This window comes from Amycolatopsis sp. (assembly GCF_035276945.1).
Classification (GTDB): Bacteria; Actinomycetota; Actinomycetes; order Mycobacteriales; family Pseudonocardiaceae; genus Amycolatopsis_E.
On sequence record NZ_DATELF010000068.1, the window covers coordinates 13,852 to 27,860 of the forward strand.

At 69.1% G+C, this 14,009-nt stretch carries 16 protein-coding genes and 3 pseudogenes; 8 read left to right on the forward strand and 11 right to left on the reverse strand.

Annotation, left to right across the window (positions count from 1 at the left end):
* Window positions 1-4: 4 nt before the first annotated feature.
* Together VJT49_RS11640 and VJT49_RS11645 are read right to left on the reverse strand one after the other, a co-directional pair.
* Window positions 5-610 carry an ATP-binding protein gene (locus VJT49_RS11640; protein ID WP_324164770.1) on the reverse strand — a complete coding sequence of 202 codons (606 nt, stop codon included), beginning with the start codon at window positions 608-610 and terminating at the stop codon, window positions 5-7.
* On the reverse strand, window positions 607-1,512 hold the full coding sequence (locus VJT49_RS11645; RefSeq protein WP_324164771.1) for a hypothetical protein: 906 nt from the start codon (window positions 1,510-1,512) through the stop codon (window positions 607-609). Before VJT49_RS11645 ends, VJT49_RS11640 begins: the two co-directional genes overlap by 4 nt.
* A 222-nt stretch (window positions 1,513-1,734) precedes the next feature.
* Between VJT49_RS11645 and VJT49_RS11650 the strand changes: the two genes are divergently transcribed.
* Window positions 1,735-2,019: a hypothetical protein gene (locus VJT49_RS11650; protein WP_324164772.1), complete on the forward strand. Its 285-nt coding sequence runs from the start codon at window positions 1,735-1,737 to the stop codon at window positions 2,017-2,019.
* Window positions 2,016-2,963, forward strand: a complete 948-nt coding sequence (locus VJT49_RS11655) for a recombinase family protein (protein ID WP_324164773.1) — start codon at window positions 2,016-2,018, stop codon at window positions 2,961-2,963. Before VJT49_RS11650 ends, VJT49_RS11655 begins: the two co-directional genes overlap by 4 nt.
* Window positions 2,964-3,058: 95 nt before the next feature.
* On the opposite strand, the pseudogene VJT49_RS11660 reads toward VJT49_RS11655, so the two are convergent.
* Window positions 3,059-3,340, reverse strand: a pseudogene (locus VJT49_RS11660) (winged helix-turn-helix transcriptional regulator); the annotation flags it as partial.
* On the opposite strand from VJT49_RS11660, the pseudogene VJT49_RS11665 reads away from it, so the two are divergent.
* A pseudogene (locus VJT49_RS11665) lies at window positions 3,296-3,475 on the forward strand (dihydrofolate reductase family protein); the annotation flags it as partial. The pseudogenes VJT49_RS11660 and VJT49_RS11665 overlap by 45 nt on opposite strands.
* A gap of 205 nt (window positions 3,476-3,680) precedes the next feature.
* Here VJT49_RS11665 and VJT49_RS11670 read toward each other — a convergent pair.
* Together VJT49_RS11670 and VJT49_RS11675 are read right to left on the reverse strand one after the other, a co-directional pair.
* Complete coding sequence (locus VJT49_RS11670; protein ID WP_324164775.1) at window positions 3,681-4,055, reverse strand: ACT domain-containing protein; 375 nt, start codon at window positions 4,053-4,055, stop codon at window positions 3,681-3,683.
* A 138-nt stretch (window positions 4,056-4,193) separates the two neighbouring features.
* Complete coding sequence (locus VJT49_RS11675; protein WP_324164776.1) at window positions 4,194-4,931, reverse strand: polyprenol monophosphomannose synthase; 738 nt, start codon at window positions 4,929-4,931, stop codon at window positions 4,194-4,196.
* A 120-nt stretch (window positions 4,932-5,051) separates the two neighbouring features.
* Between VJT49_RS11675 and VJT49_RS35175 the strand changes: the two are divergent.
* Window positions 5,052-5,276: pseudogene (locus VJT49_RS35175) on the forward strand (nitrilase-related carbon-nitrogen hydrolase); the annotation flags it as partial.
* Window positions 5,255-5,746, forward strand: coding sequence for a nitrilase-related carbon-nitrogen hydrolase (locus VJT49_RS11680; RefSeq protein ID WP_324164777.1), 492 nt, complete (start codon window positions 5,255-5,257; stop codon window positions 5,744-5,746). The pseudogene VJT49_RS35175 and the gene VJT49_RS11680, both read left to right, overlap by 22 nt.
* Here VJT49_RS11680 and VJT49_RS11685 read toward each other — a convergent pair.
* Window positions 5,736-7,106 (reverse strand): FAD-binding oxidoreductase, encoded by a 1,371-nt coding sequence (locus tag VJT49_RS11685; protein WP_324164778.1) that lies wholly within the window; start codon window positions 7,104-7,106, stop codon window positions 5,736-5,738. The two genes, VJT49_RS11680 and VJT49_RS11685, sit on opposite strands and share 11 nt — an antisense overlap.
* Window positions 7,107-7,267: 161 nt before the next feature.
* Here VJT49_RS11685 and VJT49_RS11690 point away from each other — a divergent pair, with 161 nt between their 5' ends.
* Window positions 7,268-8,866 carry an FAD-binding protein gene (locus VJT49_RS11690; RefSeq protein ID WP_324164779.1) on the forward strand — a complete coding sequence of 533 codons (1,599 nt, stop codon included), beginning with the start codon at window positions 7,268-7,270 and terminating at the stop codon, window positions 8,864-8,866.
* Here VJT49_RS11690 and VJT49_RS11695 read toward each other — a convergent pair whose 3' ends face one another.
* The gene (locus VJT49_RS11695) at window positions 8,867-9,331 is read right to left on the reverse strand and encodes a DUF7144 family membrane protein (protein WP_324164780.1); all 465 of its coding nucleotides are present in this window, start codon (window positions 9,329-9,331) and stop codon (window positions 8,867-8,869) included.
* A gap of 256 nt (window positions 9,332-9,587) precedes the next feature.
* Between VJT49_RS11695 and VJT49_RS11700 the strand changes: the two genes are divergently transcribed.
* Window positions 9,588-10,097 carry a DUF1269 domain-containing protein gene (locus tag VJT49_RS11700; RefSeq protein WP_324164781.1) on the forward strand — a complete coding sequence of 170 codons (510 nt, stop codon included), beginning with the start codon at window positions 9,588-9,590 and terminating at the stop codon, window positions 10,095-10,097.
* A 21-nt stretch (window positions 10,098-10,118) separates the two neighbouring features.
* Here VJT49_RS11700 and VJT49_RS11705 read toward each other — a convergent pair whose 3' ends face one another.
* Window positions 10,119-10,943 carry a glycerophosphodiester phosphodiesterase gene (locus VJT49_RS11705; RefSeq protein WP_414635915.1) on the reverse strand — a complete coding sequence of 275 codons (825 nt, stop codon included), beginning with the start codon at window positions 10,941-10,943 and terminating at the stop codon, window positions 10,119-10,121.
* A gap of 25 nt (window positions 10,944-10,968) precedes the next feature.
* On the opposite strand from VJT49_RS11705, the gene VJT49_RS11710 reads away from it, so the two are divergent.
* Window positions 10,969-11,358 (forward strand): hypothetical protein, encoded by a 390-nt coding sequence (locus VJT49_RS11710; protein WP_324164783.1) that lies wholly within the window; start codon window positions 10,969-10,971, stop codon window positions 11,356-11,358.
* Window positions 11,359-11,683: 325 nt separating this feature from the next.
* Here the strand turns inward: VJT49_RS11710 and VJT49_RS11715 are convergent, their stop codons facing one another.
* Genes VJT49_RS11715 through VJT49_RS11725 form a run of 3 tightly spaced genes read right to left on the reverse strand, consistent with a single transcriptional unit; the run spans window position 11,684 to window position 13,984 of the window.
* Window positions 11,684-12,358 carry a class I SAM-dependent methyltransferase gene (locus VJT49_RS11715; RefSeq protein WP_324164784.1) on the reverse strand — a complete coding sequence of 225 codons (675 nt, stop codon included), beginning with the start codon at window positions 12,356-12,358 and terminating at the stop codon, window positions 11,684-11,686.
* A gap of 43 nt (window positions 12,359-12,401) precedes the next feature.
* Entirely contained in the window at window positions 12,402-13,610 is a 1,209-nt protein-coding gene (locus VJT49_RS11720) for an alpha/beta fold hydrolase (protein ID WP_324164785.1), read from the reverse strand.
* A gap of 11 nt (window positions 13,611-13,621) precedes the next feature.
* Complete coding sequence (locus VJT49_RS11725; protein WP_324164786.1) at window positions 13,622-13,984, reverse strand: nuclear transport factor 2 family protein; 363 nt, start codon at window positions 13,982-13,984, stop codon at window positions 13,622-13,624.
* Between the last annotated feature and the right edge of the window lie 25 nt (window positions 13,985-14,009).

Here is a 14,009-nt window from a genome sequence, read left to right on the forward strand (position 1 = left end):
CGATTCACGCTCCTCGGCTGGGTTTGGGCAGGCGGAGGTTGGCGCAGATGAAGTCCAGCCGCGCCGGCGGCGAGTCGGGGGCGACGAACACCGGCTCGTAGCCGGCGTCGTAGTAGCCCTGCACGATCAGCTCGTGCACCCGGCGGATCTCGCGGTCCTTGGCCCACACGATGTCGTCGGGGTCCTCGAAGGTGTCCAGCGGGTCCAGCACGAAGATCGCGTCGTAGCGGTAGGTGCGGGTGGCGTCTTCCAGCTCGGTGGTCGGTTTCAGGCCGAAGAACCCTTCCCAGCCGTAGCCGTCGGGGATGCCGCGGTTGTAGAAGCGGATCCCGTGCTGGTGGGCGGTGTACTCGGCGACGAACGCGTCCAGCACCTCCAGGGAGTACTCGCGGCGGTCCTCCTTGAGCAGGTGCCGGCCGAGGCGCTCGCGGTGGCGACGGTAGATCTCCCGGCCGGGTTCCTCGGCCATGCACGGGATGCCGGCGGCGTGCACCGCGGCGATCAGGTCGTCCTTGCCGGAGGAGGGGCCGCCGGTGATGACAAACCGGCGCGGGGCGCCGGTGGCCGCCTCCTTCAGGACGGCGGCCAGGGCGGGGTTCGTGCTGGTCAAGACTGTGTTCCGTTCTGCTCGATGGTGTTCTCGGGGGATGGGGTGCGGGTCAGGAAGCCTTCGGTCCAGGTGTTGCCCATGCCGGTCTCGCCGTGCAGGGCGGTGACGAACTGCTCCCGGCTGGCGCCGCCGGTGGCGGCCTCGGTCAACCGGGACGCCTGCGCCTCGGTCAAGACAGGGGTCCAGCCCGCGAGCGCGACCAGCTCCTCTGCCGAGGCGTCCGGCTCGGGGGCGAACGCGGTGGTGTAGCTGATCGCCTCGGCGCGAGCGGCGGCCCACCTCCACGCGGCGGTGACCGCGGTCTGGAGGATGTCCATCCGGTCCGCGTGCAGGCTGATCAGCCGCTCGACGGCCAGCAGTTCGGCGCGGGCGGCGTAGATCGCCGACCACAGCCGGGACAGCTGTTCCTCGTGCTCGGCGACCTCCCAGGCGAACGGGTCCGCCTGCACCGGCTGCCGCTCGGCCACCGGCGCCAGCCGCGGCGCGATCATCGGCGAGCGAGTGAACCGGTCTGCATCCGCGAGCAGTTCCCAGGCGACCTTCTCGACCAGGCGCGGCTCGACCCGCTTGCGGAAGTGGTGCACCTCGTGCCCGGCCTGCTCGGCCGCGAGGTCGCGGCGCACCGTCAGGTTCTGGCCGGGCTCAGCCGGCGGCAGACCGAACAGCGCCCGCGCCGCCGGCGCGTAGCGGGGGTCGGGAAAGCGGGCGAGCAGGCCGCGCAGCGTGCCGTCCAGCGCCGCAGTGCGGCTGGCCTCGTCGGCCGGATCGACCGCCCGCGCGACGACGCCGCGCAGGTCGAGCAGCACCGGATCCGCGGCCGCCGGGGTGACCGGCAGGCCGCGGCGCAGCAGCCGCCCGACCGCGGCGACCACCTCATCCTCAACTGGGCTTTTTGTGGGCATGGGTTGAGTGAAGCACGATGCCCACAAAAAGCCCAGCCCCGCGAGGCCGGTGCCCCAACCAGCTCGCCTGGAAGGACCTTGCGGTGACAACGGGGTCGCGACCAGGGAGATCAAGGCCAGCTGACAACGAAAGGCACTGTTGAGCGACCCCGTGCTGGCCTTCCGAGGAGTACAGGCCGTCAACATCGTCGGCTGCCGGTTGCGGCTGGCACTATGGCGGCCATGACGAGCAGCAAGCGAGCCGCGTACGTGGTGCACGACCGCACCACGTCCGCCCAGCCCGGCATCCTCGCGACGGCGTACGAGTCCGTCGAAAAGGCGATCGCGGATCTCGACGGGTTCCGTGCTCAGCACCCCGCCAACCCCGGCCCGCTTGCCTGGTCCACCGGCCCCGGCTGGGCCGACGGCCGCGACGCTCAGGGCAACACGGTGTTCTACGTGTTCGGCCTGACGGTCGCCCCCGACAACGAACCGGCCTACTTCGAGAAGTTCACCCACAGGCCGTGACCAGCCTCGGCTGCCTGGCCATTTTCGGACAGTCCGGCCGAGGTGATCACCGGACCGCGCCGGGTTCCCCGCCCGCGGTCCGGTCCCGCTCCGGCGCGGCTGCCGGGACGTATCACACCGGCCGGTTCACCAAGGTCGCTCGGCTGGCGAAGGAACTGCGCGTGCCGACCCCGGCCGACCGCGGGCCGGGTCAGCCGTGGCGGCCGGGCACCCCGCCGCCGGCGCCGATCGCGCCGGACACCCCGAGCGCGGACATCCGCATCGGTTACGCCCGCTGCTCGCACCTCACTCAGGAACTCCAGTCGCAGCTCGACGCCCTCGCCGCGCACGGCATCGGCCGCGACAAGATCTTCTCCGAGAAGATCTCCACCCGCATCCGGGTCCGGCCCCAGTTCGAGGCCGCGCTTGAGGCGGCCCGGCAGATCAAGGCCCACGCCCCGCACTGCCGCGTCATCTTCACCGTCTACGAGATGAAACGCCTCGGCCGCGACTCCGCCGAGCTGACCGCCCTCGCGGATCACCTCACCGCGCACGGCATCCTGCTGGAAATGCTCGCCGGGCCGATCGCCGGGATCTACGACCCGTCCGGGACCGGCCGGATGCTGTTCGGGTTCTTCGCCGCCATGGCCGAAACCGACCGCGAGACCATCCGCGAATCCACACTGGAAGGCCTGAATGCCGCCGCGCGCAAGGGAAACCACGGCGGCCGACCACCGGTGATCACCGACGACATGCTCCACACCGTGCTACGCCGACGCGCGAACGGCGAGTCCGTCGAGGACATCCGACCGGACCTCTACATCCCCACCGGCAAACGCCGCGGGAAAAACCCCAGCATCGCCAGCATCTACCGGGCCCTGGCCGAACACGAGAAACGGCAGGCCCACCCTGAGGCCGTCGACCAGGCCCACGCCGACTTCGCCGCAGCGACAAGCAGCACCTGATCAGCCGGAGGTCACCGCGAATACCCGCTGGTCACGCGGCCCGCACGACGACTCATTGCCCCTTCGCGCGTATCCCGGCGGGCCCCCTGTCTCGGTCACCCGGCTGTGCCGGGGCCTGGCAGCAGGTCGACGTCATTTGCGTGCATCGCGTCGCCGCAGTGGGCGCAGCGCAGGTCGACACCGCTGACCTCGCCGCACGCGTGATGGCGGTAGAGCACTGGCGGGCCGGCCTCGCCCGCGAGCCATTTGTCCCCCCAACCGGTCATGACCATGAGCAGGTCTATCAGTTCGGCGCCCTTTTCCGTCAGGTGGTACTCGTGCCGCGGTCGCTGGTCGTAGGGTCGGCGCTCGAGCACGCCCTGGTCGACGAGGTGGTCCTCCACCAGGTGCCGGTCCTGCTCGGCGGCGGCCGGCCCTTCTTCCAGGCACTGCCCGAGCACGTGCGTCTCCGTCTCGTCGAAGCCGTCCCCGCGCCCGGCGTCACCCACCTCCACTACGAGGTCGAGCGATGACCCTCGTCCCCGGCAAAGCCGCGCCGACAACCTCCGCCATGGGAGATCGTCGACCGGATCTCGGCGAAGTACACCGGCGGCCCCTACCCACGCGGCGAGCAGCGGGTCGTCGCGCTCATCGAACCCGACCGGCAAAGCCATGGGCTGAGGCACCCTGACCCACGGCGCCGCGACGGGAACGGGGGACTCGCGCGCAACTCGCGGGTCAGGTGATGGCTGCTTTGGCCGCGGCCAGATTATCGGCGCCGAGGACGAGCCTGGTGTTGGTGGCCAGGTAGGCCAGGTTGATGTTCACGCCGGCCCGGCCGAGCCGGCGGCTGACGTCGCCGAGCACCCCCGGCCGATCCTTGACCGGGACGAGGACGACCTCCTGCTCGGAGACGATCGGAATGCCGCCCTCGTTCAGCGCGGTGAACGTGCCCGCCATGTCCTCGACCAGCAGATGCACCTCGGCCCGCCCGCCCCCGCGGGTCACCGTGCACAAACCTTCGATGTTCACCCCGTGACCGCCGAGCAACTCGCCCACCCGGGCCAGTTCGCCCGGGTTGTCGGCGAGGTGGATGATCACGTCGGTCGCCATGGAAAGCACTCCTAGGCAGGAGCGTACTCGCCCGGACCCGCCGCCGCGCACATAGACCGCGGCACACGGCGAACTTGTGGCAGCTGCACTGTTCGTCCCTTTTACGGTGAAAGGGGCTGGCGCTTGAACCCCAGACAGTCAGCTCGGTTTCTTGCCGAACAGCAGTTTCCACGGCGTGAGCGCGGACTCGAGCTGCACGGCCAGGCTCATCTTCGACGCCCCCTCGGCGCGCTCGGAGAACCGGATCGGGACCTCGAGGATGGTTCCTCCGCGCCGCACCACCCGGTAGTTCATCTCGACCTGGAACGAGTAGCCGTTGCTGCGGATCGACGGCAGGTCGATCGCGCGGAGGGTCTCGGCCCGCCACGCCTTGAACCCGGCGGTGGCGTCTTTCACGCGCAGGCGCAGGATCGCGTTGACGTAGAAATTCGCCCACGCCGACAGGGCCTTGCGGTGCCACGCCCACTCGTCGGCGGTCGAGCCGCCCGCGACGTAGCGGGAGCCCAGCACCACGGCGGCGTCCTTGGTCAGCAGCCTCTCGACCATGGTCGGGATCACCTCGGCCGGGTGGGACAGGTCGGCGTCCATCTGGACCACCACGTCCGCCCCGTCCTCCAGCGCTCGGGTCATCCCGGCGACGTAGGCGCGGCCCAGCCCGTCCTTCTCGGTGCGGTGCAGCACGCTGACCGAATCCGGGGATTCGGTCGCAAGCTTGTCGGCGACCTCGCCGGTGCCATCCGGCGAGTTGTCGTCCACCACGAGCACGTGCAGGTTCGGTGGCGGCAGCTCGGCGAGCCGGCCGACGAGAATGGGCAGGTTCTCCCGTTCGTTGTACGTCGGGACGACGACAACGATCTTCGGGGAAGCCTCTACCATGATCGATCCTTGAGGGTCACTCTCCGTGTCAGTGGTGGGGAGTGTATCCAGTAGGGCGATCACTGTGCGCACGCCGGGCCGATACGATCGGGCTCTGGCTTTTCTACCTGGGGAGTTCGGATGCGAAGGCCACTTTCCCTCGCCGTCGCCCAGCCGCGGCTGGTGTCCTTCGATGTGGTGGCGAACGCGGTCACGCACGCGGAGGTGGTCCGCGCCGTGGCCACCCGGGTCGTCGTCTTCCCCGAGTTGTCGCTGACGGGCTACGAGCTGAATGCCCCGCCGATCGCGGAAGGGGATGTCCGGTTGGCGCCCATCGTCGAAGCGTGCGCCCGGACCGGCTCGGTGGCGCTGGTGGGCGCCCCCCGTGGTGGGCGAGCACATCGCCGTCCTGGCCGTCGACGGAACGGGCGTCACGGTGGCCTGTCGCAAGATGTGGCTGGGCACGGCCGAGGCCGAACGGTTCAGCCCCGGGCGGCAAGCCCGTCGTGCTCGACATCGACGGCTGGAGGCTGGGCCTGGCCATCTGCAAGGACACCAGGATCCCGCAACACGCCGCCGACACCGCCGCGCTCGGCATCGACGGCTACGTCGCCGGGATCGTGCACGGCGAGGACGAGGCGAACCTTCATGACGAGAACGCCCGCCGCGTGACGGCCGACCACAACGTGTGGGTCGCCACGGCCAGCTTCGCCGGCTCGACCGGCGGAGGTTTCGCCCCGGCCGCCGGCCGGTCCGGCATCTGGGCTCCCGACGGCACAGCGGTGGCGCAGGCAGGGCCGGAGACCGGCGCCATCGCGTGGACGGCTATGGCTTGATGTTCTGGTTCAGGTGGAACAGGTTGTCCGGGTCGTACCGCCTCTTGATCTCGCGGAGCCGGTCATAGTTACCCTTGTAGCTGGGGCGGACGCGGTCCTGCTCGTCGCCCGCCATGAAGTTGACGTAGCCGCCTTCCTCGGAATGGGGCGCGATCGCGGCGTAGTAGTCGCGGACCCACCGGATCCCCTCGTCATTGACGGCAGGATCGGGCCACATCCCGGCGATGACGGTGGCGAAATTCGCGTCCCGGTAGGCGAACGCGGTGTCCTCCGGCGCCACACGGTGGCACGCGCCGTTGATCGGGTAGATGTGCACCGTGGAGTTGACCGCGGGCAGGTTCGGTCCGTGCGCGAGGTGGGCCGTGATCGCCTCGTCGGTCAGGTCGACGGCGAAGGCGGCCTTCCAGTAGTGCTGGAGCCCGGGCGGCACCAGCGCGTCGAACGCTGTGTTCAGCGCGGGGTAGGGGAGCGGGCCCACCAGCTCGGCCACGACCGGGGCGACCTGCCGCAACCGCTTGAGCACCTGCTCACCCTCGTCGAGGCGGCCCGCCCAGCAGGACACGAACAACGCCAGCGGCTCACCGTGCCGCTCCGGCGGAATGAACGGCAGTGGCGGCGCGATCTGGAACCCGGGGAAACCACCAAACGTCTCCGGGGCGTCGGCGATGAACTCGCGATAGAAACGCATCACATCGGCGGCCGCGGCCAGTTCGAAGAACATCGGCCCGCCGTAGATCTCGGCGACCGGATGCAGCCGGAACTCGAAGGACACCACGACGCCGAAGTTGCCGCCGCCTCCGCGCAGCGCCCAGAACAGGTCCTCGTTCTCCCGTTCACTGGCGATCAAAAACCGCCCGTCCGCGGTCACGACGTCGGCGGAGACGAGGTTGTCGCAGGACAGCCCGAAGCCGCGGTCGAGGTAGCCGATGCCACCGCCGAGGGTGAGCCCGGCGATCCCGGTGGTGGAGATGATTCCGCCCGTCGTGGCCAGGCCGAACGCGTGCGTGGCCGCGTTGAAGTCTCCCCAGGTCGCCCCGGCCTCCGCGCGGGCCGTGCGGCTGGTGGGATCGACGCGCACCCCGCGCATCGCCGACAGGTCGATCACCACGCCGTCATCGCAGGTGCCGGAGCCGGGAACGCTGTGCGCCCCGCCTCGCACGGCCAAATCGACCCCCCTGCCCCGCGCGAAGTCGACGGCGGTCATCACGTCCCCCACGTTGACCGGCCGGATCACGACCAGGGGATACCGGTCGATCATCGCGTTGTAGACCCGGCGTGCCTCCTGGTAGCCCTCGTCGTCTCTGGTGATCACGGCACCGCGTACCAGCTCGCGTAGCCCTTCGATGGTGGGAGCGCTCATGTCGCCTCCTCGATACTCGAAACAACCAGCTCACTCTCGATGACAAGGCCCGTCCAGAGGCGAAAGACTCCGGCCGAAAGTCCTACGTAGGGCAGCGACATCGACACAAAAGAGAACACGTTCTACACTCTGGGGCGGACAAGCCGGTTAAGGAGCGGTCAATGCCCGAGGGTTGGGATGGCGAGGCCGATGCGGTCATCGTGGGCTTCGGCGGGGCAGGTGCGTGCGCGGCGATCGAGGCCGCCGACCACGGCGCCGACGTGCTCGTGGTCGACCGGTTCAATGGCGGCGGCGCCACGGTCGTCAGCGGGGGCATCGTCTACGCCGGCGGCGGCACGGTCCACCAGAAGGAGGCCGGCTACGACGACAGCGTCCAGGCGATGTTCGACTACCTCCGTCTCGAGACCGCGGATGCCGTCTCGGACGACACGCTGGGCCGCTTCTGCGCGCAAAGCGTCGAGAACCTGAACTGGCTGGCCGGCCACGGGGTGCCCTTTCAGGGCAGCATGTCGCCCATCAAGACGTCCTATCCCACCAACGACTACTACCTCTACTACTCCGGCAGCGAACTCGCGTCGCCGTTCCGCGACGCCGCGCCGCCCGCGCCACGGGGACACCGCGCCAAAGGCCGCGGAACCTCGGGGAAGGTGCTGTTCAAAGCGCTCGAGCGAGCGGCGCTCACCCGCCGGGTCCGGGTGCGGCGGCAGACCGCGGTGACCAAGCTGCTCACCGACTCCACCGGCCGCGTGACCGGGGTCGAATGCCGGGAGATTCCCCGTACCGCGCCACTTCAGCGGAGCCTGCACCGGTTGCTGTCCCGGTACAACCGGAAACTCAACATCTACTTCCGCCCGGCGGGCAAGCTGCTGGACGGCCCGATCCTGCGGCTGGAGGCCAAGCACGGGGTCACCCGACGTTTCCGTGCCCGGCGCGGAGTGATTCTCGCCGCAGGAGGCTTCGTGTTCAACCGCAAGATGCTCGCCGAACACGCCCCGGAATACCGCCGCGGGTGGTCCCTGGGCACGATCGGCGACGACGGCAGCGGCATCCGGCTGGGCGAGTCGGTGGGCGGGGCGACCACCCGGATGCACCGGGTGTCGGTTTGGCGGTTCTTCACCCCGCCGCTCGCGCTCGTGAAAGGCGTGCTGGTCAACCGCGAAGGCGACCGCGTGTGCAACGAGCTCTACTACGGCGCACGGGTCGGCGACCACATCATCCGGCAACCCGACGCGAAGGCCTACCTGATCGTCGACCAGCGGATCCTCGACGAGGCGAAGAGCCAACTCTCCAGCCAGACCCTGTGGTTCCAGCGGTGGCAGGCAACCTACCTGTTCACCGCCGGGCACGTTAAGGCCACCACCATCGAAGCCCTGGCCGAGCGCACCGGAATCGACCCCGTCCGGCTCCGCCGGACCATCCACACCTACAACACCGAGGCCGGAGCGGGCGGGCCGGACGCGACAGGCAAGGACGCCGAGTACGTCCAAGCGCTGGAGACCGGCCCCTACCACGCGTTCGACTGTTCACTTCGGACACGACGCGGCGTCCCCTGCCCGATGATCACCCTCGGCGGGCTGACCGTGGACGAGGAGTCGGGCGCGGTCAGCCGCGCGGACGGCTCCGTCGTCCCCGGTCTCTACGCCGCCGGGCGCACCGCCGTCGGCGTCTGCTCGGAGTCCTACGTGAGCGGCCTGTCGATCGCCGACTGCGTCTTCTCCGGCCGCCGCGCGGGAGCCGCCGTCGCGGGCGCGGCACCCTGATCAGAACGCCGCACGCTTGGCCTCCGCGCCATGCACGACGAGCGCCCAGATGACGATCACATCCAGCGCGATCACGATGGTGCACCACACCGGATGCGCGGACAGGAACGCCAGCTGCGCGATCGCGTTGATGACCGCGAGCACGACCGCCACGACACGTGCCCAGGTGGCGCCGCTGAACAGCGCGATCCCCGTCACCACGGCCAGCGCGCCGATGATCAGGTGGACCCAGCCCCAGCCGGTCAGGTCGAACACCAGCAGACCCTGCGGTCCGAGCACGTAGTACCGGTCGTTGAACAGCGCGACGACACCTTCGATGGCGTTGAACAGACCGAGCAGGATCATCATCGCGCCGGCGAACCAGATCCAGCCCAGCCATGCCGACCTGGCCTCGGTGCGCTCGCCGGCCGGTGCCGTTCGGACACCGCCGGCGGTACCGGTACCTGGATGCGCGTGTTGGCTCATGGCCCCTCCTGTCTGGTTGTGCCGGATTCCCGGCTCGCCAACGATCGTCGGACGGGCACCGGCGGAAGGTCCTCGCCCACGCCGGGTGAGATTCTGCGGCCCGGGCCGCCCGCGAGCGGACCGCTCACGCGTGACGGGTGATGCCGCCCGGGTGGCCTTTGACCACAGTGCCCTTATGGCCGTATGGCCCATCTTGGGCCCATACGGCGGCAATGCCCTGTAACGGGTGATTTCCCAGTCCAGTGGAGGCGAAGAAATGGCCACCTTGACGGTATGGAAATTCGATTCGGCGGACGGCGCCGAGAACGCGCTCGGCCTGCTGTCGGAGTTGCAGAAGGAACAGCTGATCAAAATCAGCGACGCCGCCTACGTCTACTGGCCCGACGACCGGAAGAAGCCGAAGACGAGGGAACTGGGCAAACTCACCGGAGCGGGCGTGCTCGGGGGCACGTTCTGGGGATTTCTGTTCGGGCTGATCTTCTTCGTGCCGCTGCTGGGCATGGCCGTGGGCGCCGCGGTCGGCGCGCTCGCCGGGTCGATGGCACATGCCGGTATCGACGAGGACTTCATCCACACCATCCGGCAACAGGTCACACCGGGCACCTCGGCCCTGTTCGTCGTTTCCTCCGAGGCCGTCGTCGACCGGGTGCTCGAACAGTTCAAGGAGACGGGTGCCTCCCTGATCACCACCAACCTCTCCGCCGAGCAGGAGACGCGACTGCGGGAAGCCTTCGGCGAAACGCACGAGGAACCGCTGCGGGCCTGAGCCGGGCACAGGGGAGCGGCCTCACCGGGACGTGGCCGGCCAAACGCCGCGCTCGACGAGGATGTCGCGCAGCAGGTCGGGCCGGTCGGTGACGATTCCGTGCACGCCCAGGTCGAGCAGCGCACGCATCTGGACCGGGTCGTTGATCGTCCATGCGTGCACCTCGATCCCGGCGCGGGCGGCGGCGCGCAGGAACGAACGGTCGATCACCCGCAACACACCCTGCCGGACCGGCACCTGCGCCATCGAGCCCTGGGCCGGGAGGTTCAGCCGGGGCCACGGCCACCAGCCGTTGGCCCACAACGTGGCGACCGAACGCGGGCCCATCGCGGTGAGCAGTTTCGGTCCGGCGAGTTTGCGCAGCCGCGCCAGCCGCGCGTCGGAGAACGACGCGGCCGCGACCCGTTCGTAGGAACCGGTGCGCTCGATCGTCCGCACGAACGGTTCCACCGCCGTGCCACTCTTGACATCGACGTTGAACTTGGCGTCCGGCAGCTCCTCGAGTATGTCCTCCAGCCGCGCGACGGGCTCCCGCCCGCCGATCCTCGCCCGCCGCACAGCCGACCAGGGCTGTTTCCCGATCAGGCCGTAGCCGTCGGTCGTGCGGTCGAGCAGCATGTCGTGATGCACCACGACAACGCCGTCGGCGGTCGCGTGCACGTCGGTCTCGATGTACTCGTAGCCCTCGGCCACGGCGCGCCGGAACGACGACAGCGAGTTCTCCATGTCACCAAGGTCGTCCAGATGCCACCCGCGGTGCGCGAACGCTCGGGGGCCGGCGCTGGTGAGGTAAGGGTGGTTGATCTGCACGAGCTCCAGTGTGCGCCATCGGCGTGGCCACGTCATGAGCGTTCGGTGGCCGGTTAGGGTCATGCCCGTGAGCGATGCGGTGGTGGAATGCCCTGAAACGTCACGTGACGTTTCAGGGTTGCGGCGGGAAACGGCGGCACGGCACTGTGGATGGTGTGGCCGGAGGTTGGAGCAGGGGACCACAGTGGGGCGGCGGCGGCGGTACTGCGGCCAGTCCTGCCGCCAACGTGCCTACGAGCGGCGAAGCGCCCTCCAGCGCACAGGTCTTCCGGAAGACGCCGTCGTGCTGTCCGACACCGAGATCGCCACGCTGCTGGACCGGCTCTTCCAACTGCGCTGCGCCGCCGAGGATGTGGTCACCGCCGCAGAGGACGGCGTCGAGGCCGACGAGTTACGCCACATGGCGCGGCAACTGGCACACACCGCCCGGGACCTCGAGCGCCTTCGCTGACACGCGAGTCGGGCTCTCGTGACACCTGAGTCGGGCTCGGGTGACGCCCGAGTCGGGCCTTCCTGACACGCGAGTCCGGCTACGGCGCACGCCGAGTTCCCCTCACGCGAACAGGAACTCGGGTGTCGCGAAGGCCCGACTCGGGCGACGTCAAAGCCCGACTCGGGTGTCACGAGAGCCCGACTCACGTGAGCCGATAATGTACATTATGTTAAGTAGAAGCGGCGTCGTAGTGCCGGCGCGGAGGTCCCGCCCTCTCCGCGCGCTCCACCAGGCCGAGCGTCGCGGCTACCCGTAGGGACATGGGGGCCAGATCGGCCATGGCTCAAATCGACGGTGTTTGAGAACGGACAATTTTCGCGAACCAGGCCGGTGCGCCGTCGTCGTGGTATCTCGTCTGAATCCGGTCTGGTTCGATGGTGACGACACTCCATCCAGTGCTGGAGTCGAACGCGGCTCTCAGCTCTTCCTCGCTGATCGGGTGCGGGCCAGTATCGGGACCATCGTCACTGAAACACAACACATACAGGGTTCCGTCGTGCTCGGTCACCGAGGCCAGACTCGCCACGTATCCCGGTCGCTCGTCGCCGTCGAAGGTGTGGAACAGTCCGCAGTCCAGCACCGTCTGAAACCTGCGCCCCAAACCCTCCAACTGGAACGCATCGGCCGCAGCGAACTCAACCTCGATCCCACGGTCGTCGGCCTTCGCCCGGGCGATCGCCAATGCCGTCTCCGCCACGTCAACGCCCAGAACCGACAATCCCAGCGAAGCGACGTGAAGAGCGTTCTCGCCGGTCCCACAGCCCGCATCGAGCACCGCTCCGGCGAATCCGCCTTCGGATGCCAAACGCGCAATCGCCGGCTGCGGCCTGCCGATATCCCACGGCGCCGGGCCGTCGTGGTACGACGCATCCCAGGGCAGTCCCGTCAGCCGTTCGTGGCTGGTCGGGTGCCGACCGCTGTACGGATCGTCAGCGAGGGTTCCTGGTCGCTCCGACAACTTTGGTCCCCTTCCCGCTACTGATCGTGCCACCGCCGAACCGTCAAGACCAGGGTTTGACTTCTTCCGCGGCCGGTATCCGCACCTGCTTGCGATGGGTGCCGAGCCGGCTGCCCGGCCTGCCCGCGATTCCCCAAATGGTGCGGACGAGCAAGCGTGGCCAACTCGTGCCGGACCAGCAGCTCCACCCCGACCCGCTCCCGGCCCACACCAATCGCCGGGTCGCAATCCGAGCGTCGAGGCCGACTTCAACGGGGGCGGGTCGAACTCGCGACCCATCTGGAGCAAGCACTTGAGCCACACTTCGGCCGGCGCCCGTGCACATCGACGCCAACTCGCTATGGACGCACCTGTTGCGGGGCTTGCGAGGGCGGCATTCCGTCGCAGACCGATGATCTGTCCGTTGTCCATGGCGACCAAGCGGAACGCGTCCCAATGCCACGCCGAAATGTTCGGCATCCGCGACAGATTCCGGCGGCCCTGCTCGGTGAGCGGGCCGCCGTCCTCCAGTTCGCGGCACATGCGATCCCACAGATCGCCGACGCCTCACCCTCGCTTTGGCGGACCCGTCTGATCTCCACTGCCGTCTCCATTGCCGTCTCCGTTGGCTGACGAGCGCTTTCGGAGCGGCGGAAGGCGGCGCGAGGCCACGCGGCGGGTGCGTGCGCCAGGACGGGTCGCCGAGCGCCCGCTCGGAGGAGGATTTGAAGGGCGACTCTCCCTCCCACACCGTCGCGTACACGTATTCCTTGCGCCGGAACCGGTCGAAGCCGCCCTGCAGCTTCAGCCGCTGAAGAAGGCTGGCGAGCGGATGAGGAGTGGATCGCGGGTCGAAGAACGGTAGTGGTGGGGTCGCGTAGCCGTTCTCGGCGGCGCCGTCGACATACCAGGCCCGCTGCTCGTCCGAAGTCAGCGTCCAGCAGGACTCTCCGTCGTATGGCAGGAAGGCGTCGACGAAGACAAGGCCGGCGACCCGCTCGGGCACCCGGTCCGCGGCGCCGCTGATCACCATCCCGGCGTAGCTGTGTCCCACCAGGACGGCTTCGGTGATGTCCCCGTCGGTCAGCAGGTTCACCACATCCTCGATGTGCGTGTCGAGATTGACCGAAGTGGACAGCATGTGCCGCCGCTCCCCCACGCCGGTCAGGGGCACCGCGTGCGCCTCGTGGCCGTGGTGGCGGAGGCCGCGGGCGAGTGGTTCGAACCACCAAGCGCCGTGGCAGGCGCCGGGCACGAGCACGAACGTCGTCATGAATCTTCCCTTCAGTTCCGGATCTCGGGCCGGTCGATGACGCGCAGCCAGGTCCCGTCCGGCTGGCGGCGCGCGACCTGGACCCGGCCCCCGGTGTTGTCGGCCGAGCGGGTCGAGGTGAGGGCGAGATCGCCGTAGCGCACGGTGGGTAGCGGCTCCTCGACTGGGAAGGGCAGCGCCGCATGCTCCAGCATCCTTTCGAGCACCGCTCGGATCGCCTCGCGTCCGACTGTCGACGCGCCCTGCGGGTAGGCGAGCACGGCGTCGGGCGTGTAGAGCTCGGCGAGTCCTTCCGCGTCGCGGGCGTTGGCCCGTTCGACGAACAAGCGGGCCAGATCTTCGGGCTGAGCTGCCCGTTCGCGTTCCTCTGTCATGACCAAAGCCTCTCGCCGACACACC